18 protein-coding genes are annotated in these 19,951 nt (G+C 72.4%); 6 read left to right on the top strand and 12 right to left on the bottom strand.

Features of this window, described 5'->3' with window-relative positions; translation table 11 throughout:
• Positions 1 to 110: 110 nt before the first annotated feature.
• Positions 111 to 1,277, top strand: coding sequence for a serine hydrolase domain-containing protein (locus H4696_RS18750; protein ID WP_086862041.1), 1,167 nt, complete (start codon positions 111 to 113; stop codon positions 1,275 to 1,277).
• A gap of 41 nt (positions 1,278 to 1,318) precedes the next feature.
• Here the strand turns inward: H4696_RS18750 and H4696_RS18755 are convergent, their stop codons facing one another.
• Both H4696_RS18755 and H4696_RS18760 read right to left on the bottom strand, forming a co-directional pair.
• Positions 1,319 to 3,190 carry an ABC transporter ATP-binding protein gene (locus H4696_RS18755; RefSeq protein ID WP_086862042.1) on the bottom strand — a complete coding sequence of 624 codons (1,872 nt, stop codon included), beginning with the start codon at positions 3,188 to 3,190 and terminating at the stop codon, positions 1,319 to 1,321.
• A 98-nt stretch (positions 3,191 to 3,288) separates the two neighbouring features.
• Positions 3,289 to 3,729 carry a MarR family winged helix-turn-helix transcriptional regulator gene (locus tag H4696_RS18760; RefSeq protein WP_086862043.1) on the bottom strand — a complete coding sequence of 147 codons (441 nt, stop codon included), beginning with the start codon at positions 3,727 to 3,729 and terminating at the stop codon, positions 3,289 to 3,291.
• Between the two features lie 72 nt (positions 3,730 to 3,801).
• Between H4696_RS18760 and H4696_RS18765 the strand changes: the two genes are divergently transcribed.
• Positions 3,802 to 4,653: an LLM class flavin-dependent oxidoreductase gene (locus tag H4696_RS18765; protein WP_086862044.1), complete on the top strand. Its 852-nt coding sequence runs from the start codon at positions 3,802 to 3,804 to the stop codon at positions 4,651 to 4,653.
• A gap of 33 nt (positions 4,654 to 4,686) precedes the next feature.
• The gene (locus H4696_RS18770) at positions 4,687 to 6,015 is read left to right on the top strand and encodes a glycosyltransferase 87 family protein (protein WP_192782400.1); all 1,329 of its coding nucleotides are present in this window, start codon (positions 4,687 to 4,689) and stop codon (positions 6,013 to 6,015) included.
• Between the two features lies 1 nt (position 6,016).
• Here H4696_RS18770 and H4696_RS18775 read toward each other — a convergent pair whose 3' ends face one another.
• From H4696_RS18775 to H4696_RS18795, 5 genes are all read right to left on the bottom strand, one after another.
• On the bottom strand, positions 6,017 to 6,226 hold the full coding sequence (locus tag H4696_RS18775; RefSeq protein WP_003071237.1) for a helix-turn-helix domain-containing protein: 210 nt from the start codon (positions 6,224 to 6,226) through the stop codon (positions 6,017 to 6,019).
• 178 nt (positions 6,227 to 6,404) lie between these two features.
• The gene (locus H4696_RS18780) at positions 6,405 to 8,033 is read right to left on the bottom strand and encodes an ABC-F family ATP-binding cassette domain-containing protein (RefSeq protein ID WP_086858411.1); all 1,629 of its coding nucleotides are present in this window, start codon (positions 8,031 to 8,033) and stop codon (positions 6,405 to 6,407) included.
• A gap of 135 nt (positions 8,034 to 8,168) precedes the next feature.
• Positions 8,169 to 8,819 (bottom strand): acVLRF1 family peptidyl-tRNA hydrolase, encoded by a 651-nt coding sequence (locus tag H4696_RS18785; protein ID WP_086858416.1) that lies wholly within the window; start codon positions 8,817 to 8,819, stop codon positions 8,169 to 8,171.
• 94 nt (positions 8,820 to 8,913) lie between these two features.
• The gene (locus H4696_RS18790) at positions 8,914 to 11,820 is read right to left on the bottom strand and encodes a S8 family serine peptidase (RefSeq protein WP_086858412.1); all 2,907 of its coding nucleotides are present in this window, start codon (positions 11,818 to 11,820) and stop codon (positions 8,914 to 8,916) included.
• Positions 11,821 to 12,080: 260 nt separating this feature from the next.
• The gene (locus H4696_RS18795) at positions 12,081 to 13,643 is read right to left on the bottom strand and encodes a deoxyguanosinetriphosphate triphosphohydrolase family protein (RefSeq protein ID WP_086858413.1); all 1,563 of its coding nucleotides are present in this window, start codon (positions 13,641 to 13,643) and stop codon (positions 12,081 to 12,083) included.
• 62 nt (positions 13,644 to 13,705) lie between these two features.
• On the opposite strand from H4696_RS18795, the gene H4696_RS18800 reads away from it, so the two are divergent.
• Positions 13,706 to 14,053, top strand: coding sequence for a PASTA domain-containing protein (locus tag H4696_RS18800; protein WP_192782401.1), 348 nt, complete (start codon positions 13,706 to 13,708; stop codon positions 14,051 to 14,053).
• A gap of 89 nt (positions 14,054 to 14,142) precedes the next feature.
• Here the strand turns inward: H4696_RS18800 and H4696_RS18805 are convergent, their stop codons facing one another.
• Complete coding sequence (locus H4696_RS18805) at positions 14,143 to 14,781, bottom strand: SRPBCC family protein (protein ID WP_086858414.1); 639 nt, start codon at positions 14,779 to 14,781, stop codon at positions 14,143 to 14,145.
• Entirely contained in the window at positions 14,778 to 15,128 is a 351-nt protein-coding gene (locus H4696_RS18810; protein WP_086858415.1) for an ArsR/SmtB family transcription factor, read from the bottom strand. The genes H4696_RS18805 and H4696_RS18810 overlap by 4 nt, the downstream gene beginning before the upstream one ends.
• Before the next feature lie 146 nt (positions 15,129 to 15,274).
• On the opposite strand from H4696_RS18810, the gene H4696_RS18815 reads away from it, so the two are divergent.
• The gene (locus H4696_RS18815; RefSeq protein WP_192782402.1) at positions 15,275 to 16,945 is read left to right on the top strand and encodes an EAL domain-containing protein; all 1,671 of its coding nucleotides are present in this window, start codon (positions 15,275 to 15,277) and stop codon (positions 16,943 to 16,945) included.
• Here the strand turns inward: H4696_RS18815 and H4696_RS18820 are convergent.
• Together H4696_RS18820 and H4696_RS18825 are read right to left on the bottom strand one after the other, a co-directional pair.
• Entirely contained in the window at positions 16,942 to 17,376 is a 435-nt protein-coding gene (locus H4696_RS18820) for a DinB family protein (protein WP_086858630.1), read from the bottom strand. The two genes, H4696_RS18815 and H4696_RS18820, sit on opposite strands and share 4 nt — an antisense overlap.
• Positions 17,376 to 17,963, bottom strand: a complete 588-nt coding sequence (locus tag H4696_RS18825; protein WP_086858631.1) for a class I SAM-dependent methyltransferase — start codon at positions 17,961 to 17,963, stop codon at positions 17,376 to 17,378. The genes H4696_RS18820 and H4696_RS18825 overlap by 1 nt, the downstream gene beginning before the upstream one ends.
• Before the next feature lie 246 nt (positions 17,964 to 18,209).
• Between H4696_RS18825 and H4696_RS18830 the strand changes: the two genes are divergently transcribed.
• The gene (locus H4696_RS18830; protein WP_086858632.1) at positions 18,210 to 18,797 is read left to right on the top strand and encodes a helix-turn-helix domain-containing protein; all 588 of its coding nucleotides are present in this window, start codon (positions 18,210 to 18,212) and stop codon (positions 18,795 to 18,797) included.
• On the opposite strand, the gene H4696_RS18835 is transcribed toward H4696_RS18830, so the two are convergent.
• Positions 18,788 to 19,945, bottom strand: coding sequence for a sulfotransferase family protein (locus H4696_RS18835; protein ID WP_086858633.1), 1,158 nt, complete (start codon positions 19,943 to 19,945; stop codon positions 18,788 to 18,790). The genes H4696_RS18830 and H4696_RS18835 overlap by 10 nt on opposite strands.
• Positions 19,946 to 19,951: the final 6 nt, after the last annotated feature.

Consider the following 19,951-nt stretch of genomic DNA (forward strand, 5'->3'; position numbering starts at 1 on the left):
CGATCGGTGGGAAAGCACCGGCCGGGCACGCCTTGACGGGCGTGCCCGGCCGCTTTAGCGTCGACATACCGACTGGTCGGTGCGGACCGGTCGCTCCCCGAGGAGGTCCGATGGACAGCGCCACGGCGACGGTGCACGGCGAGTGCGCGCCCGGTTTCGAACCGGTGCGCGAAGCCTTCGAGGAGAACTTCCGCTCCCGCGGCGAACTGGGCGCCGCGTTCACCGCCATCCGCGACGGCGAAGTCGTGGTGGACCTGTGGGGCGGCTGGTCCGGTCCGGAGCGCACCGCCGAGTGGCGGCCGGACACGCTCGCCAACGTGTGGTCGACGACCAAGGGCATGACGGCGATCTGCGCGCACAAGCTGGTCGACGCCGGCGAGCTGGACGTGGACACGCCGGTCGCGAAGTACTGGCCCGAGTTCGCCGCGGCGGGCAAGGCGGAGGTCCCCGTGCGGTGGCTGCTCACGCACCGCTCCGGCGTCCCCGGGATCGGCCTGGACCGGCCCGTGCGGGTCGAAGAGCTGTACGACTGGGATCTCATGACGTCGTTGCTGGCGGCCCAGGAACCCTTGTACGTCCCCGGATCCGCGGGCGGTTACCACGCGCTGGCCTACGGCTGGCTCGTCGGCGAGGTCGTCCGGCGGATCGCCGGGCAGGGCGTCCGCGAGTTCTTCGCCGAGCAGGTCGCCGGGCCGCTGGACGCCGACTTCTCGATCGGCCTCGCCGACGATGCCGACCTGGACCGCTGCGCGACGCTCGTCGACCCGGTGATGACCGAGGAGATGGCCAACGCGCTGGCCACGGCGTTCGCCACCGCCGGCCCGGTCGCCCAGGCCGCGCTGACCAATCCCCAGCTCGCGGGCCACCACGCGAACGACCCGGCGTTCCGCCGCGCGGTGATGCCGGCGTTGAACGGCCACGGCACGGCCCGCGCGATCGCCACGATCTACGGGGCACTGGCCACCGGCGGCCTCCTGTCCGCGCCGACGCTGGCCCGGGCGCGGGAGAGCCAGGGCAAGGAGATCGACGCGGTGCTCGGCCTGCCGAACGAGTGGGGCCTGGGCTTCTACCTCGGCAGCGACGCCCGCGGCTTCGGCCCGAACCCGGCGGCCTTCGGCCACGACGGCCTCGGCGGTTCCACCGGCGGCGCCGACCCGGAGAACGGTATCTCGTTCGGCTACACGCTCAACCGGCTCGGCCCGCTCATCCGCGACGACCCCCGCAAGATGGCACTGGTCAACGCGGTCTACACCAGCCTGGAGGCGCAGACCGCCTGATCGGCGGCGTGGCGCGCGGGCAACCGCGCGCCACCCTCCGGTCAAGCCACCGCGGGCTCCTCGTCCGCGAACTGCGTCGCGTGCAACGTCGCGTACCGCCCGCCGCGGGCCAGCAGTTCCTCGTGCGTGCCGCGTTCGACGATCTCGCCGTGCTCCAGGACCAGGATCTGGTTGGCCGCGCGAACCGTCGACAGCCGGTGCGCGATGACCAGCGCCGTACGGCCCGCCAGCGCGTGCGTCAGCGCCTCGCCGACCGCCGCCTCGGACTCGGAGTCCAGGTGGGCCGTCGCCTCGTCGAGGATCACCACCTTCGGCTGCGCCAGCAGCAACCGCGCGATGGTGAGGCGCTGGCGCTCGCCGCCGGACAGGCGGTAGCCGCGCTCGCCCACCGTCGTGTCGAGGCCGTCCGGCAGCGAGTGGACCAGTTCGCCCAGCCGCGCCCGCTCCAGGGCTTCCCAGATCTCGTCGTCGGTGACGCCGGGCCGCGCGTACGCCAGGTTGGCGCGGATCGTGTCGTGGAACAGGTGCCCGTCCTGGGTCACCACGCCGACGGTTTGCCGCAGCGAAGCGAAACTCAGGTCGCGGACGTCCACATCGGACAGTCGCACCGAGCCCGAATCCACGTCGTACAAGCGCGGCAGCAGCGAAGCGATCGTCGACTTCCCCGCCCCCGAAGACCCGACCAGCGCGACCATCTGCCCCGGCTCGGCGCGGAACGAGATGCCGTGCAGCACTTCTTCGCCGCCGCGGTGGTCGAGCGTGGCGACGTCTTCCAGCGACGCCAACGAGTACCGGTCCGCGGCCGGGTAGCCGAAGCGGACTCCCGCGAACTCGACCGAAACCCCGTCCGACGGCGGCAGTGCCCGCGCGGACGGCTTCTCCTTGATCATCGGCTCCAGGTCCAGCACCTCGAAGACCCGCTCGAACGACACCAGCGCGGTCATCACGTCGACGCGGACGTTGGCCAGCGCGGTCAGCGGCGCGTAGAGCCGGGTCAGCAGCAGCGCCAGCGCGACCACGGTGCCCGGCGCGAGCTTGCCGGTCAGCGCGAGGTAGCCGCCGAGGCCGTAGACCAGCGCCTGCGCCAGCGCCGAAACCAGGGTCAGGCTGGTCATGAACCAGCGGGTCAGCATCGCGGTGCGCACGCCGATGTCGCGCACGCGCCCGGCCCGCAGCGCGAAGTCGTCCGCTTCCTGCACCGGGCGGCCGAAGAGCTTCACCAGCGTGGCGCCCGGCGCGGAGAACCGCTCGGTCATCTGCGTGGTCATGCCGGCGTTGAGGTTCGCGGCTTCCCGCTGCAGCCCGGCCATCCGGCGGCCGAGCCGGCGCGCGGGGATGACGAAGATCGGCAGCAGCACCAGCGCGATCAGCGTGACCTGCCAGGACAGCGTGAGCATGACCGCCAGCGACAGCGCCAGCTGGATGACGTTCGTGACCAGCCCGGACAGCGTCGCGGTGAACGTCCGCTGCGCGCCGATGACGTCGTTGTTGAGCCGTGAGACCAGCGCGCCGGTGCGGGTGCGGGTGAAGAACGCGACCGGCATCCGCTGCACGTGCTCGAACACCGCGCGGCGCAGGTCGAAGATGATGCCCTCGCCGATGCGCGCGGACTGCCACCGCTCGACCAGGCCCAGCCCGGCGTCCGCGATCGCCAGCCCGGCGATGACGACGGCGAGCCAGACGACCACCGGCAGGTCGTGCCCGCCGACGATCGCGTCGACCACCTTGCCCGCCAGCACCGGTGTGCTCACGGCGAGGACGGCCGAGACGACCGTCAGGACGAGGAAAGCCAGCAACCGCCGCCAGTGCGGCCGGGCGAAGCGGGCGACGCGCTTGAGCGTGCCGCGGCTGAGCCCCTTCGGCACGTCGCCGGCGCGCATCGCCGAACTCCACAGCCCCCACATGTTGTCCATGGGAAAACCCCCAGTCTCTAAACCTCTAGCTTAGCTGAGGTTTTCTCCGGATATGACCTGGACAACGCCACCATCGTCCGTTTCCTTCCCGCCGCGGTTCACTCCGCGCGAACGACCTGGAGCAGCGCGGCGCGCAGCCCGTCGGCGCCCTCGGCGGACAACGGTGCCAGCAACAGTGCCTCAGCCCGCCGCGTGGCCTCTTCTCCCGCCTCGCGGATCCGCTCACCTTCGGCGGTCAGCGCCACCAGCCGCTTGCGGCGATCGCCCGGCGCGACCTCGCGCCGGACCAGGCCCTTGGCCTCGAGCTCGTCGACGAGCGCGACCATCGTCGTCCGGTCGACGCCGAGGCGCGCCGCGCCGTCCTGTTGCGACCGCCCGGGCCCGTCACCGAACAGCGCGAGCAGCGCGAGCTGCCGCCCGGTGACGCCGAGCGGCTCGTACAGCGGCTCGGCCAGCTCGGCGAGCCGCACCTGGGCGTGCTTGAGCAGGTAACCGAGCCGCCGGGTGACGGCCGGGGGCGCTTCGAGGTCACTGGACACGGGAGGACTCTACCCCTACGCTGATCGTCAGTTTTGCTGATGATTTGTACAACTGATAATCAGGAGTCACTCATGACCACGATCGGGCTCAAGCCGCCCCAGCAGCACGTCGGCATCGCCGAACTCCGCGAGGCGTGGGCGATCGTCGACGACGCCGGGTTCGACGGCTGCTGGGTGTTCGACCACCTCGCCCCGATGGGGCCGGACCGCACCGGCGACGTCTTCGACGGCTGGAGCCTCCTGGCCGCGATGGCCGAAGCGACGAAACGGGTGCGCATCGGATGTCTGGTCGCCGGGAACACCAACCGCCACCCGGGCACGTTCGCGAAGATCGCGGCCACCGTCGACCACCTCTCCGGCGGCCGCCTCGACGTCGGCCTCGGCGCGGGCGGCGACACCCACACCGACACTATGATGGGCACCCCGACCCCGCCTACGGTCGAACGCGTCGAAAGGCTCGCCGAGGCCTGCGAAATCCTCCGTCTGCTGTGGACCCGGCCGGTGACGGACTTCGCCGGCCGCCACTACACGCTGCGCGGAGCGGTCAGCGATCCGAAGCCACGCCAGGCGAAACCGCCACTCTGGCTGGGCAGCAGCGGCGAGAAGCTCGGCCTGCGGGTGGTCGCCGAGCACGCCGACGTCTGGCTCAACGCGGCCCTGCCGGGCACCCCGATCGCCGAGCTGCGCCGGCTTTCCCGGGTCCTCGACGAACACTGCGCCGCCGCCGGCCGCGACCCGGCGGCGATCCGCCGCGCCGTGCAGTTCCGGCTGCCCGCCGACGCGGACGCGGCGCTGCGGCTGACGCGGGACTACGTCGAAGCGGGCTTCACCGAACTGGTCCTGATGCCCGCCGGGCCGGGCGGCGTGGTCGCGGCCTGCGAAACGGCGGCGAAGCTCCTCCCCCGCCTGCGAGACGTCGGCTGAACCGGGCGGCGGGCCGCTCGGTAGCCTGGCCGGGTGGGAACGGAGGTGGGCCGGGCGCCCGCATGGCGGCGCGCGGCACGGCTCTTCAGCGCACCCGCGCGCACTCCCGGCATCGCCGCGTTGCGGTGGGACCTGGGGTTCTACCTCGTCTGCCTGGCCTTCGCGCTGCCGACCGCGCTCAAGTCGGAGTTCTACGGTTACCGCGTCTGGGGCAACTTCGCGACGGTCGCGTACGGCTTCGGCGTGCTGCACAGCGGGTGGCTGCTGTGGTCCGCGCGGCAGGGCCGTGAGCCGCGGGGCGTGCTAGGCTCGCGCTGGTGCGCCGTCGCCGCCGTCGGCTTGTTGGCAATGATCCTTCCGTTGGCAGTACTGGTGATTCGCCGACTGACCGGAGTGGACTGGCTGATCACGCCGTTCTCCTGGGCCGCGCAGCCCGAGGTCTGGGTGATCGAGCGGTCCGCGGATCTGCTGCTGCACCACGGAACCCCGTACGTCGACGTCACCGCGCTCGGCCGGGCCCCCGAGGTAAACGATTACACGCCATACGGTCCCGTGATGGCGCTCTTCGGCCTGCCGCGGGCGCTGTTCGGCGGCTCACCGGTGGCGGACGCGCTCACCGACGCCCGCTGGGTGTTCGCGCTGGCCGCCTGCGCGTGCGTGCTGGGCACGCTCAAGCTGCTGAAGTGGCCGCCGGTGCCGGTCGGGGCCGCGCAGCTCGCGCTCGCCTGCCCGCTCACCGCGCTCACCTGGGCGGTCGCCGGGCCGGACCTCGCGATCGTCGGCCTGCTGGTGCTGTCCTGCGCGCTCGCGGCCACCGGGCGGGTCGCCTGGTCGGGACTCGTGCTGGCGCTGGTGATCAGCGCGAAGCTCATCGTCGCGCCCGCGGCCGCGGTGCTGGCGGTGTTCGTGCTGGTGCGCCGGGGAAAGCCCGCGTTGACGCGGTTCGCCGCGGCGCTCGTGGCGACGACGGCCGCGCTGCACCTGCCCGTGTACCTCGTGGACCCGGCCGCGTTCGTCGAACACGTCTTCCGGTTCCCCCTCGGGATGGGCGCCGTGCGGTCGCCCGCGGCGAGCCCGTTGCCGGGCCACCTCATCGCCGGTCTCGGCGTGGCCGGCCAGGTGACGGCGTTCGTCCTCGTCGGCGCCGCCGCCGTGGCCATGCTGGTCTGGCTGGTGCGCCGGCCCCCCGCGAACGGCTCCGGCGCACTGCTGCGCATCGCCGTCGGACTCGGCGCGTTGATCCTGCTCACCCCGGCCACCCGCTACGGCTACCTGGTGTATCCCCTGGTCCTGCTCGGGGCCCACCTGGTGTTCCGCGTGGCCGAAGCCTCGACTGCGCGCCCCCCGCGCAGCACTCCGTGAACTACTTCTTCTTGACCCGCGTGGCCCCGCCGCGCCCCCGCAGCTGGACTCCGGACTCCGAGAGCACCCGGTGCACGAACCCGTAGGACCGGCCCGTCGACTCCGCGAGGGCCCGGATGCTCGAGCCCTTCTCGTATTTCTTCTTCAGGTCAGCGGCCAGCTTGTCGCGCGTGTTGCCGGTGATCCGCGCGCCTTTCTTGAGATCAGCCACGTCGATCGCCTTCCCGCCGAGAGTGTTCTGGGCCACATATCGGCCCCTGCCGGGGCAATGATCGAACACTGAGCGCCGGATTGCCAGACGACAGCCGGAAAACGACCGAAATTGCGATCACATTGGGCCATTCCAGTGCCTCACCGGGAGTGATCTTGCACCCGAATGGACGCACGCCTCAGGCGAGCTGGACAAGTTCCAGGTAGTCCGCCGACCAGTGGTCCTCGGTCCCGTCGGGCAGCAGGATGACCCGCTCCGGCTCCAGTGCCTCGACCGCGCCGGGGTCGTGGGTCACCAGGACGACGGCGCCGGAGAAGCTGCGCAAAGCGTCCAGGACCTGCGCACGGCTGGCCGGGTCGAGGTTGTTCGTCGGCTCGTCGAGCAGCAAGACGTTGGCAGCGCTGGAGACCAGGCCGGCCAGCGCGAGCCGGGTCTTCTCGCCGCCGGAAAGCGTGCCGGCCGGCTGGTCGAGTTGTTCGCCGGTGAAGAGGAACGAACCCAGCAGGTTCCGCAACTCCTGCGCCCCGGTGTCCGGGGAGAGATGTCGGATGTTTTCCCACACCGACGCATCATGATCAAGAGTTTCGTGTTCCTGAGCGTAATAGCCCAAACGCATTCCGTGACCCGGCACGATCTCACCGGTGTCCGGGGTTTCCATTCCACCGAGGAGCCTGAGCAAAGTGGTCTTTCCGGCACCGTTCAGGCCGAGTACGACCACCTTCGAACCGCGGTCGATGGCGAGGTCGACGCCGGTGAAGATTTCCAGTGAGCCGTACGACTTGGACAGCCCCTCGGCGGTGAGCGGCGTGCGGCCGCAGGGCGCCGGGTCCGGGAACTTGATCCGGGCGACCTTGTCGGCCACCCGGGTCTCGTCGAGTGAGGACAGCATCTGCTCGGCGCGGCGCGCCATGTTCTTGGCCGCGACGGCCTTCGTCGCCTTCGCCCCGAGCTTCGCGGCCTGCTGCTGCAGCGCCGAGGCCTTCTTCTCGGCGTTGGCGCGCTCGCGGCGGCGGCGCTTCTCGTCGGTGGCGCGCGCGTCGAGGTAGCGCTGCCAGCCCATGTTGTACAGGTCGAGCTCGCCGCGGGTGGCGTCGAGGAACCAGACCTTGTTGACGACGTCGGCCAGCAGCTCGACGTCGTGGCTGATCACGACCAGGCCGCCGTCGTGCTGCTTGAGGAAGCCGCGCAGCCAGTTGATGGAGTCGGCGTCGAGGTGGTTGGTCGGCTCGTCGAGCAGCAGGATCGTTTCGGACTTGCCGCCGGCGCCGGCTTCGGCCGCGGCGAACAGGATCCGCGCCAGCTCGACGCGGCGGCGCTGACCACCGGAGAGCGTCTGCAGCGTCTGCGCCAGGATCCGGTCGGCGAGACCGAGGTTCGAGCAGATCCGCGCGGCTTCGCTCTCCGCGGCGTACCCGCCGAGGGACGCGAAGCGCTCCTCGAGCCGGGCGTAGCGGTTGATGGCCTTGTCGCGCGCGGCTTCGTCGACGAGCTCGGCCATGGAGGCCTGGGCCTTCTCCATGTCGCGCATCAGCTTGTCGAGGCCACGCGCGGAGAGCACGCGGTCCTTGGCGGTGACCGAAAGATCACCTTCGCGCGGGTCCTGCGGCAGGTAGCCGAGCTCGCCGCTGCGGCGGACCTCGCCCGCGTGCGGCTCGCCCTCGCCGGCGAGGACCTTCAGCGAGGTGGTCTTGCCCGCGCCGTTGCGGCCGACGAGGCCGATGCGGTCGCCGGGCTGGATGCGGACGGTGACGCCGTTGAGCAGGATGCGCGAACCCGCGCGCAACTCAAGGCCGGTGGCCGTGATCAAGGGAACTCCCGTGGACGGGGGTGAACGGAGGACAGCGACAGGCGGCCACTCGGGCCGCGGCGTCACTCCAGCTGAATATCCACGGAACCCAGTGTACGGGGCGGGGTCCACGGGTTTTTCCGGACGTGTGCGGTCTCACCCGTCGCGCAGCGTGACCTGCACCGACGTCGCGCGAGTGGCCGCTTCTTCGAGAACGGCGAAACTCGGCTCGCCGATCTCCAGCACCCGGGGTTCCGCGCGGGCGAACAGCGGCGCCAGCCGGCGGTCCGCGCGCAGCTCGTCGAGGGCGCGGCGGTCGCCGCCGAGCACCACGGCGTCCACTTCGGACAGCCGCGGCACGAGCACTTCGAACGCGTCCTTCGCGGCGTCCTGGAGCGCGTGCCGCGCCTGTCCCGCGCGACGCCGGGCGAAGCGCTGCTGCGACCAGCCGCCCGCGGCGGACCGGCCCTGCACGAGGTGCCGGTCGGTGCGCGAGACCTCGACCCGGCCATCCCGCGCGATCCCCACGCTGTGCCCGCCGAGCCGCACGAGCAGGAGCGCGATCCGCCGCGGCACCAGCGCGTGCGCGAAAAGGGCGTCGAGGGAGGGCTCGCCGAGCGGTCCGAAAGGGACGGTCGCGGTCGCGGTGGTGCCGTCGGCCGCGGTCACCCGGACTTCGTCCGGCGCGGCTTCGGTTCCGGCGATTCCGCCGTGCGACGCCGAAAACCGCTCGAACCAGCCGCGCAGCCGTTCCGGCGGGACCTCGACGGCGCGCCCGCCGCCCGCGACCTGCCGTGCCTTCGCCATGAGCCCCACGTTACGGGGCCCCACCAAAAGCCGTGAAGGCCTCCTTACCGGGCATAAACGCCGGTAAGGAGGCCTTCACGGACTTGCGGAGGGATTACAGCGGGTGCACCGGGCCGTTGTTGGTCACGCCCCGCACGTTCGACGGCGCGCCGGCCGCCGGGGGCTGGACGAACCCGTTGATGTGCAGGGCGACCGAGCGGATGAAGCCGCTGTCGCCGCCCGCCGCGTCCACCACGCCGAACGTCCACGTGCCGTCCGCGGCCGCGCCGGTCAGGCCGCCGGTCAGGGACTGCGTCGGCCGCCAGGTGCCGGTGAACGGCGCGTTCGCCGACGTCACCGTGCTGAAGGCCGCCGCCGCGTTGTCGGCGAAGACGACCTGGCACAGGTTCTTGCCCGAGCTGCCGTTGCGCTGGAACACCGTCGCCTTCGCACCCGAAGGCGCGGTCAGCGTGCCGACCAGGTCACCGACGTAGGAGTGGTTCAGACCCACCGTCGTCGACGTCGGGTCGGTGCTGCACGTGGTGCCGTCGACGGAGAACGTCACCTTGGACGCGCGGCCGACCCCGGTAACCGGGATGGTCACCGACGCGCCGACCGGGCTGTTGTCCGGGATCGCCACCGGCGCGCCGGTGTAGGCGAAGTCCTGCGCGACCGGCGACGGGGTGCCGACCGGGAGCGAGAACGTCTGCGTCGTCGGCGAGTGCGCGCCGGCGAAGCTGACCCGGGCGTTCAGCACCACCGGCACGCCGAGCTGCTGGCTCGCCGGGACGGTGATGGTGAAGTCGTTGACGCCGGTCTGTCCCGGGCTGATGGTGCCGTAGGACTTGGACCGCGGCGCGACCGTGACCCCCGGGGTCGGGCTGGTGAGCACGACGCTGGTGGACACCGCGGTGCCGTCACCGTCGTTGGTCACCGGCAGCGTCACCTTGGCGGTGTCGCCCGGGTCGAGCGCCGAGCCGCCGTCGGCCGGGGTGACCGTCGGCTGCTTGGCCACCGCGAGCGGCTGCGGGCTGGCGCCGGTGTAGGCGAGCACCTTGTCCGCGAGGATGACGCCGGCCCCGGTGTAGTTGTCGCGGCCCGGGCTTTCGATGTCGACCGCGGTGTTGATCAGCGCCTCGCGCACCTCGGACGGCGGCAGCCCGGGGTTGCCGGACAGCACGAGCGAGGCGATGGCGGCGGCGTGCGGCGCGGCCGCCGAGGTGCCGAAGAACGGGTTGAAGCCGGTCACGCTGGTGGTGACGCCGTCGGCCGCGGTGATCTCCGGCTTGTTCCGGACCTCGCCGCCGGTCGAGGACACGTTGCCCGGAGTGATGGGCGTGCCGTCGGCCTCGTAGAACACCCGCCGCGGGCCGTCGGAGCTGAACCGCTCGGCCTTGGTGGCGCCGCTGAACGAACCCGGGTACGGGCCGGCCGGGTTGGCCGGGTCACCCGGCTCGAGGGGCCGGCCGAACGCCTTGGCCGCCGGAGCCGCCGCGACGCTGAAGGCGTCCCGAGCGGCCGAGTGGCCGACCGTCACGCCCGGGGTGTTGAAGGCCTTGAGCCCGTCCGCCGAGTCGGAGAACCGGCCGCGCAGCGCGGACAGCGACAGGTAGCGGTTCTGGCCGGAGAACTTCACGATGGCCAGCCGCAGCCCGGTGCCGCCGAACGACGGCGTCGTGACGCGCTCGTACGGGTCCTGGGTGCCGGTCTGGACGTCCTGGCTGAAGCTGACGACCGCGCCCGCGGAGTTGAGCAGGTAGAGGTCGTAGTCGTTGGCCGAGGCGCCCAGCGGGTCGGACCAGTGCAGCGTCACCGGGACACCGGCCGAGGAGGCGTCGGAGATGGGCTCGTAGATCTGGGTGCCCGCCGCGCCGGCGAAGTTGTGCGCGGTGCCGGCGAACTTGCCGACCGACTTGCCCGAGTCGACGAAGTCGCCTTCCCAGTGCCCGGCGGTGCCGCTGGCGACGTTGCCTTCGTTGCCGGCCGAGGAGAAGTACAGCGCGCCGTCCGCGGTCACGTCGTTCACGGCCTGGGCGATGATCCAGTCCTGGAACGGCGATTCCTTGAAGTAGATGACGTCGTCGACGATGACGTCGCAGTGCGACTCGAAGCGCAGCTTGCGGATGTTGTCGGCGAAGCTGGCGTCGGAGTTGAACGCGGAGGCGAAGCCCAGCTTCGCGTTCGGCGCGAGGTCGTGGACGATCTCGAGCATCGCGGTGCCCTCGTCGCCGTCGCCTTCCTGGCCGGCGATGACGTCGACGTCCGGCGGCAGCTCGCCCTTGGCCACCGAAGCGGCGAGGGAGTCGACACCGTCGGACAGCGCGCAAGCCTTGACCCCGACGCCGGTGACGCCGAACTGCTGGCGGGCGAGGTCGGCGTTGTGCGCGCGGTCGCCCTCGCTGGTGAGGGTCGCGGCCGCGGCGGCGCTGCGCTGCGCCTTGGTGTTCAGGGCTTTCTGCAGTTCGCCGGCGATGCGGTCGGCCTTCTGCTGCTTGGTCTCGGTCTTCCCCGGCGTCGTCGCGGGGGTGGCCAGCTCGCGGGCGGTCATCGCCTCGTCGGCCTGTTCGACGCGCTTGACGTCACCACGGGCGGCGATCTCGCTGACCTTCGCCACAGGGACTTCGGCCCGGACGCTGGCGTAGCGGTCGGACACCGCGCGGATGCCCGCGCCGGCCTTGGTGAGCCCGGCGATCAGGTCCGGCGTGACCTTGCTCGCGCGGATGTCGACCAGGGCGGTCCCCGCCGCGGAGGCGCCGGACTGGAGCGCGTTCAGCTGCTTGGCGACGCCCTTTTCGGCGACGAGCAGCTTGCTGTCCACTTTGGACTCGGTGGCGGTGCGGCCCGCCTTGACCGCCTGCAGGGCGGCGATCTGCTGCTGCGCGGTTTCGGTGAAAGCGTCCGGGGTGGACGCGGTGGCGGCCCCCGCGACGGGCGGGGACACCAGGCCGAGCGCGGCGAGCAGTGCCGCGGCCCCGGCGGTGAGGACGGTGGATCTCGATCTCGTGGAACGGGTACGACGCACGTGCGCCCTCCGAATCTCCAGGCGCGTGCCCCGACTCACGCTGACCGATCGCCGGTGATCACCGGCTGGATCAAGCTAAGTACTGTGGGTACGGCGTAAATACCCGCCGTTCGAGTGACAAAGGACGGGTAATTTCCGGAATCGGCCGGATGCCGTAGGCCGTTCAGCGCAGCGGTGAATTTCTTACCGGACAAGGGCAAGACAACGGCTTCACCGCAAGGGCGACCACGCGCTGGGAGTCCACACGCGCCCGGCGCGGCTCAGAGCACGAACGAATCCGACCACGGCTGCGAGGCCCGCCCGGACAGGGCGTCCAAAAGAGTCACCGCCTGCTTGTCGGTCAACGAAGCCACGAAGTCGACCACAGCGCGCCCGCGCGCCAGCCCCCGCACGGCGTCCGGACCGGACACCCGCTCCCCCGTCGCGCCGACGAGCAGCTCCGGCGCCGTGCGCGCGAGCCCGGTGTACTCCGCGTGCGCCAGCTCGACGAGATCGTGCAACCGGCGCGGCAGCCGCGAGACCTCGTCCCGATCGAGTAGCCACGCGTCGAGCGCGTCGACCAGGCTCGTCACCAGCCCGGCCTGGCCGCGCTGGTGCAGCGCCAGGTCCGGGCGCAGCAGCACGAACCGGCGGTGCACGAACTTGAGCACCTGGACCTCGTGCCACTGGGCGGGCCGCAGCGAGACGTGCCCGGTCCGGGTGGACGGTGCGGCGAGCACGAACACGCCGTCGACCAGCCGCGCGGTCCAGTTCGCCGAGAACGCCGCCGTGGCCTGCTCGGCCTCGATCGAGCCGTCGAACTCGCCGGCCAGCAGCCCGTCGACCAGTTCCGCGCGCACCCGCGCGACGGCGGCGGCGAACGCGTCGTCGTCGACGATCCACGCGTCCTTCGCGTGCATGCGGCGGCGCAGGCGTTCCAGCGAGCGGCCCGGGCGGCGCAGGTCCGCGTGCAACGCCTCGTCGTCCAGCCCGGCCAGCTCGACCGCGTGCTCGAGCCACTCCCCCAGCTCCGCGGCGACCGGCGCGTGCTGCAGCACCCCGATGCGGTGGAAGTCCTGGAGGTCGTGGATGGCGTAGGCGATGTCGTCGGCGGTGTCCATCACGGACGCCTCGACGGTCTGCTGCCAGCTTTCGACGCGGCCAGCGAACGCCGCGCGCGCGTTCTCGAAGTCGTCGAGTTCGGTGGCGTAGGCGGAGAACTTGGCCGCGCCGGTGCCCGGCAGGTCGCCCGGCTCACCCGCGCCGCGCGGCGGCACGCCCATCGCCGACGGGTGCGGCGCGGGGTGGTGCAGCCGCAGCCACGGGTACTTGAGGACGGCGGCGCGCACCGCCGTGGTCAGGTCGAGCCCGACCGCCGACGGCCCGCGCACGTCGGTCGTGGTGATGATCCGGAACGTCTGCGCGTTGCCCTCGAAGCCGTCGGCGAGGCCGAAGCGGTGCCGGGCGATCCGGTCGAGGGTCTGCTCGCCGAGGTGCCCGAACGGCGGGTGCCCGAGGTCGTGGGCGAGCGCCGCGGCCTCGGCGACGTCGGGGTCGCAGCCGCCCAGCTTGTCGGCGAGGGCGGCGTCGGGCCCGGCCGCGATGCGCTCGGCGATGGCGCGGGCGACCTGCGCGACCTTCAGGCTGTGGGTGAGCCGGTTGTGCAGCAGCCCGGCCCCGCCGGCGCTGACCACCTGCGTCACCCCGCCGAGGCGCGCGAAGAACGGCGACGCGGCGATCCGGTCGCGGTCGATCCGGAACGGGCTGGTCGCCAGGTCGGTGAACCCGCCGGTGCCGGCAACGGGGTCGCGCCGGGCCGCCCGCGGGTCGATCTCCTGATCCATGCGCCCGACCCTATCCGGCGATTCACCCCGACGGCGGACAGGCGCGTGGGTACCCCACCGGCATGTCCCGACGAATCGCGACCACCCTGGCAGCGCTCGCCTTGGCTTCGGCCGCGTGCGGTGCGCCGCCCGGCCAACCCGGCACGACGACGGTCGTCAAGTCCACGACCTCGGCCACCGCGCGGCTGGTCAAGGTGCCGGACGTCTCCGGGATGAACCACCAGGACGCCCAGGACGCGATGCAGCGGGCGGGGCTGTACAACCTGCGCGAGGTCGACGGCACCGGGCAGGGCCGGGCGCTGGTGATCGACCGCAACTGGGTGCAGACGGGCCAGGACCCGGCGCCCGGCACCGAGGTCCCGGCCGACGCCGTGATCACCCTGACGGCGGTCAAGTACACCGACCGCTGAGCCTCCGAACGGGTGCGGGACGTCTTGAATGAGTCATTCAGGACCTCTGGTGACCTGAATGAGTCATTCAAGACACCCGGCCGCGCTCACTAAGCCTCCGGCTGGGCGGTGTAGGCCGCCAGGCAGCGGTCCGCCTGCGCGCGGGCCACGGCCTCGTCCTCCCCACCGGCGACGTGCGCCGCGAACCACGCTTCCCCGGCCTTCGTCACGAAATCGACGCCCTCCGGCGACCCCATCCAGGCCATCGCCTCAGCCGGGTCGACGACGTACCCCGGGTCGGCGGCCAGGTGCCGGACCAGCGCCGTCAGCGCCATGTCCCAGCCGATGCCGACCGCGCCGGGGCCGAACTGCTCCCAGTGGTCGTCGACGTGCGCGGTGTGCTCCAGCTCGAACCGCGTGCCGTCGCCCTCGGGCGTCAGGCGGACCTCGATCCAGCTGACGCCGCCGTTGAACTCCCAGGTCGCGGCGAAGCTCTTCGGCGGGTCACAGCGCTCGACCGTGCCGCCCGCGTTGCCCTCCAGCTGGTACTTCCCGCCGACCCGCAGCTCGCCGCTGACCGGCAGGAACCAGCGCGGGATGCGCTCGGCGTTCGTGACCGCGTCCCACATGTCGTCGACGTCGGTGTCGTAGACCTGGCTGATGGTCATGACCCGCGCTTCGCCCGCCTCGAGCACGCGCTTGCCGACCGTCCGGCGGACCGCGCTGATCTGGTGGCTGACTTCGATCACGGGGAGTCTCCTTGTTCGGTGAGGCGCCGGGCGCGCTTGCCGCGGGCGATTTCGGTGGCCAGTGCGTCCAGGGGCGGCGTCCAGTACCGGCGGAACCGGTCGAGCCAGACGTCGACGTCACGCAGCGGGGCGTGCCCGACCGCGTACAGCCGCCTGGTCCCGTCCTGCCGGACGACCGCGAAGCCGTTGTCCCGCAACACCTTCAGGTGCTGCGACACGGCGGGCTGCGAGATGCCGAACTCGGCCCGGATCACCTCGGTGACCGCGCCGGCGGCCCGCTCGCCGTCGGCCAGCAGCTCGAGGATCCGGCGGCGGACCGGGTCGCCCAGGACGTCGAACGCGTGCACCCGGCCAAGCTACAAGCCGATACTTATATAAGTCAAGGCTGAACAAGTGGCGACCGTCACCCGCAGTTACTCCGATGTGGGTAACGCCGGTGAACATCAGACGACATCGGTTCCGTTCGGCCCGCCTCACCCGGGAGTATCGGGTCGTGAAGTCGCCACGCGCGGTCCGCTTCGCCTTCCAGCCGCTGTACAGCCTCCAGACCGGGGGTGTCGTGGCTCACGAAGCGCTGGCCAGGCCCGGCCACGGAACAGTCCCCGAACTCCTCGCGCAGGCCCGCCGCGAAGGCCGGCTCGCCCAGGCCGACCTCGGCCTCGCCGTCGCCGCCGTCCGGCAGGACGCCGAAGAGCCCACGGCGCTCCCCCTGCACCTGAACCTCTCCGCCCGCACGCTCGCGGCGCCCCTGGCGATGTTCGACGACCTGCTCGAAGAGCTCGGCGACGCCGGCCGCCGCACCCGGGACGTCGTGCTCGAGATCGGCCCGCCGTTCGCGGCGGTGCCCGGCGAGCGCGCCCTGTCCGGGATGCGGACGCTGACCGAGCTGGGCTTCCGGCTCGCGCTCGACGGGCTCGGCCGCGGCGACCTGCCGCTGGGCCTGCTCGTCGACGCGCCGGTCGACGTCGTCAAGCTCGACCGCACGGTGCTGCGCGGGCTGCCGGACGACCCGGCCGCGGTCGCCGTCGTCGAGGCGCTGCTGCACTTCACCAACCGCACCGGCACGCGGCTGGTCGCGACCGGCCTGGAGACCGACGCCCAGCTCGACGCCGTCCGCGGGCTCGGCGTCCGGATCGCGCAGGGCAACCTGCTGGCCCCGCCGACCGCCGAAGGCCCGGCCCCGGCCCTGCTGGCGCGGCCGCGCACGCCCGTCGCGCCGGGTCCGGCGAAGTGCGTGGGCGACTTCCTGCGCCCGGCGACGACGCTGCCGGAAACCGCCACGTGCGACGAGGTCCGCGAGGTCCTCGCGGCGGCCGACGCGCCTTCGGGCGTGGTCGGGGTGGACGAGCTGAACCGGCCGCGCTGGTCGGTCGACCGGACCCGGTTCCTGGTCGCGGTGACCGGCCCGTACGGGCACGCGCTGCACGCCAAGCGCCCGGCGGCCCGGCTCGCCGACACCCCGCACACGATCGAGGCCCGCGCGGGCGCGATGGAGTTCCTCGAGCTGGTGACCGACGCCGACTGGGGCCGCACCGGCGACGACGTCGTCGTGGTCGACGAGGTGGGCCGCTGCCTCGGCGTCGTGCTGGTGACCGAGGTGGTGCGCGGGGTGGCCGAGGCGAAGGTCGAGGCCGCGGCGGCGCTGAACCCGCTGACCCGGCTGCCGGGCAGCGACACGTTCGCCCGCGACGTCACCCGCCGCATCACCATCGGCGAGCCGTTCGTGGCGGCGTGGCTCGACATCGACAGCTTCAAGGCGGTCAACGACACCGCGGGGTTCGCCGCGGGCGACAACCTGATCCGCGAACTGGGCGGGGCCCTCACCGAGCTGTCCGGCGGCCTGCGCCGGATGCGCGTCAGCCACGTCGGCGGCGACGACTTCCTGGTGGTCTGCGACGTCGACGAGATCGCCACGGTGGCGGGCGCCCTGCTGGACCGCCCCTGGTCGGCCGACGGCCTGCCGGTGACGGTGTCACTGGCCACGCTGGTCTGCGCGAGCGACGCGATCCGCTCCTACCAGGAGGTTTCGCGGCTGCTGGCGCCGTTGAAGAAGCGCGCGAAGGCGGTGCCGGGGTCGAGCTGGGTGCTCGGCCGCCCGGGCTCCGACCGCGTCGAGGTCCTGCGCGGCATCGGCACCCGCGGCCTGCAGGCCGCCGCCGGTTAACGGCCGGTCGACCCGTCGATCAGCTCGCGCAGGATGTCCAGGTGCCCGGCGTGGCGCCCGGTCTCCTCGATCAGGTGTGTCAACGTCCACCGCAGGTCGGCCACGTCGGCCTCGGCGACCCGCGCGTTCACCCGGGCCGCCGTCTCGCGGTAGGCGCCGATGACGTCCTCGACGCTCTCCCCCGGCTTCGCGCGGAAGGTCGCCGCCCACTTCGTCGTCCGCTCGCCGAGCACCCAATGGCGTTCGACGTGGGTCAGGTGCTTGACCAGCCCGAGCAGGTTCGTCCCCGACGGCACGCCCGGCGTCCGCACCGCCGGTTCCGGCACCCCTTCCACCTTCGCGATCACCGAAGCGCGCAGGTAGTCGAGGAAGCCCAGCAGCACCTCCCGCTCCCCTGGCCCCGTCTTCGGCGGCCCGGCGTCCCGCGCCATCAGGCGGCCCGCCGGACGACCAGCACGTGGTCGGTCACGGTCGCGGTCTGCCCGCCCGGTCCGGTCGCCACCCGCTGCGGCGCGTCGGCGCGCTCGGCCCGCCAGCCGCCGTCCAGCTCCAGCTCGGCGAACACCGCCTCCGGCGTGGGGAACGCGCCCTCGGTGTTCCACGACCAGGGCGCGACCGACCCGTGGTCGACGACGACCAGGCGCCCGCCGGGGCGCAGCGCGTGCGCCGCGGTGCGCAGGACCCGTGCCCGCGGCAGCTCGAACGGCGTGTGGAAGTACTGAGCGGACACCAGGTCGAACTCGCCTTCGGGGAACTCCGAAGCCAGGTCGGCGCGGACCGCGGACACCGGCAGGTCGCGCGCCTGCTCGGCGAGGCGGGCCACGGCGTTGGCCGAGATGTCGACAGCGGTGACCCGCCAGCCGCGCGCGGCCAGCCAGAGCGTGTCGCCGCCGGCGCCGCAGCCCAGGTCCAGCGCGCTGCCCGCGGGCAGGCCGGCGGCGATCTCGGCGAGCACGGGGTTGACCCGGGTGGTGCGGGGCTCGCGGTAGTGGTCGTCCCAGAAGCGGACGGCGTCCATGACTCTCCTTCGTGCCGGGGTACGGCGTTCACCGTGCCCCGAGGGCTTCGCCGGGCGCACGAAAACTTGCCGGACCGGCAAGACTGAGGCCAAGGTTCCGCGGGGGCGAGGTCCATGAGGTCTTGAATGAGTCATTCAGGACCTCCGGAGACCTGAATGAGTCATTCAAGACGGTGGACGAGCCGGTCGGCGGCGGCGGAGTGGCCTCTGCCCGCGCGACCTTGCCGGACCGGCAAGACTGGGGCCATGAGCGAGGAGATCGACACCGTCCTGGCCGCGGTCGGGCCGCGCCTGCGCGCACTACGGCGTCAGCGCGGCGGCACCCTGGCCGGCGTCTCGGCCGAGACCGGCATCTCGGAAAGCACCCTGTCCCGGCTGGAAAGCGGGCAGCGGCGGCCGAACCTGGAGCTGCTGCTGCCGCTGTCGCGCGCCTACGACGTCCCGCTCGACGACCTCGTCGGCGCCCCGCGCACCGGCGACCCGCGCGTCCACCTGCACCCGGTGCACCGGCACGGGATGACGTTCGTGCCGCTCACCCGCCGCCCCGGCGGGGTGCACGCGTACAAGATGCTGATCCCCGCGAGCGGCGAGCCCGCCGAGCCGACGCCGCAGACGCACAGCGGCCACGAGTGGCTCTACGTCCTCAACGGGACGCTGCGGCTGGTCGTCGGTGACCGCGACCTGGTCCTGCCGCCGGGCGAGGCCGCGGAGTTCGACACCACGGCGCCGCACTGGCTGGGCTCGGCCGACGGGCGCGCGGTCGAGCTGCTCATCCTGTTCGGCCTGCAGGGCGAGCGCGTCCACGTCCGGCCGCGCGACGGCGATCAGCCGTAGACGGCCCGGTAACCCGCGAAGCGCTCGTCGACCTCTTCGGGGGTCAGGCCGAAGTCCGCGAGGCTGTACCGGTGCACCGGTTTCCGTTCCCCGGTCCGGCTCCGCTCGTGCACCGCGGTCATCGCCGTGCGCGCTTCGTCCGTCAGCATCAGTCCGAAGTGGTCGTACACAGTGGACACCGTGCCGACCGGGTCGGCGACGAAGTCCTCGTAGGCCACGTCGCAGAACTGCGCCGGGTCGTACCGGCCGCGCGCGTGCAGGAACTCGTCGGCGCCGCGGGCCCACAGCTCGAGCTGCCCGCGGCCGATCACCTCGCCGCGGAACTTCGTCGACCAGCCGTCCGCGGCTTTCTCGGCGAGGCTGCACATCGAGCCCATGATCGTCCGCGGCGCCCGGTGCGTCTGGATCACCAGCGCGTCCGGGTAGTTCGCCATCAGCGCGTCGAGGGCGAAGAGGTGGCTCGGGTTCTTGAGCACCCAGCGTTTGCCCGCGTCCGGCAGCCCGATCAGCTGCAGGTTGCGCCGGTGCCGGGCGTAGGCGTCGGTCCAGTCCTGCTTCGCCAGCCAGCGCGAGTAGCGCGGCAGGTGCGCGAGACACTCGAACGAGACCGAGCGCATCGACTGGCGCAGCAGCTGCCAGCACTCCTCCACCTGGTCGGCGGACATGTGGTGCACGCCCATGAACTCCGGGTGCTCGACGTGGTGGCGTTCGTACCCGGCTTGAATCCCTTGGAAGATCGGGTTTTCCGCCCACGTCTCGCGCGGCGGCCGCGGCTGCGGGACCTCGGCGAGCCACACCTCGAGGCCCTGGTGCGCGGGGTCCTCGACGAGCAGCCGGTGCAGCGCGGTGGTGCCGGTGCGGGGCAGGCCGGTCACGAAGATCGGCCGCTCGACGCGAACGTCGGCGTGCGCCGGGTGCTGCTTCCAGGACGCCTCGCTGAGCAGCCGGGCGACGAGCGCGCCGCGCAGCATCGCCCGGTGCACCTTGTTGCCGAACGGCGTGAGGTCCTCGTCGGCCTCGTACGACTCGAGCAGCACGCTCAGGCCCTCGACGTACTCGCCGCTGCCGAAGTCGTCGAGCCCGGTGAGCTTCGACGCCGAAGCGTGCAGGTCCTCGACGGTGCCGACGTCTTCGCGGCCGGGAAGCATCGAACC

Origin of the sequence: Amycolatopsis lexingtonensis (assembly GCF_014873755.1) — a bacterium.
In the GTDB taxonomy this organism is placed as follows: domain Bacteria; phylum Actinomycetota; class Actinomycetes; order Mycobacteriales; family Pseudonocardiaceae; genus Amycolatopsis; species Amycolatopsis lexingtonensis.

Coding starts and splice junctions, on each gene's coding strand:
- H4696_RS18835 (WP_086858633.1), bottom strand. CDS start 19,945: ATGCTTCCCGGCCGCGAAGACGTCGGCACCGTCGAGGACCTGCACGCT.
- H4696_RS18765 (WP_086862044.1), top strand. CDS start 3,802: ATGACCACGATCGGGCTCAAGCCGCCCCAGCAGCACGTCGGCATCGCC.
- H4696_RS18750 (WP_086862041.1), top strand. CDS start 111: ATGGACAGCGCCACGGCGACGGTGCACGGCGAGTGCGCGCCCGGTTTC.
- H4696_RS18800 (WP_192782401.1), top strand. CDS start 13,706: ATGTCCCGACGAATCGCGACCACCCTGGCAGCGCTCGCCTTGGCTTCG.
- H4696_RS18820 (WP_086858630.1), bottom strand. CDS start 17,376: ATGGCGCGGGACGCCGGGCCGCCGAAGACGGGGCCAGGGGAGCGGGAG.
- H4696_RS18755 (WP_086862042.1), bottom strand. CDS start 3,190: ATGGACAACATGTGGGGGCTGTGGAGTTCGGCGATGCGCGCCGGCGAC.
- H4696_RS18825 (WP_086858631.1), bottom strand. CDS start 17,963: ATGGACGCCGTCCGCTTCTGGGACGACCACTACCGCGAGCCCCGCACC.
- H4696_RS18830 (WP_086858632.1), top strand. CDS start 18,210: ATGAGCGAGGAGATCGACACCGTCCTGGCCGCGGTCGGGCCGCGCCTG.
- H4696_RS18795 (WP_086858413.1), bottom strand. CDS start 13,643: ATGGATCAGGAGATCGACCCGCGGGCGGCCCGGCGCGACCCCGTTGCC.
- H4696_RS18785 (WP_086858416.1), bottom strand. CDS start 8,819: ATGGCGAAGGCACGGCAGGTCGCGGGCGGCGGGCGCGCCGTCGAGGTC.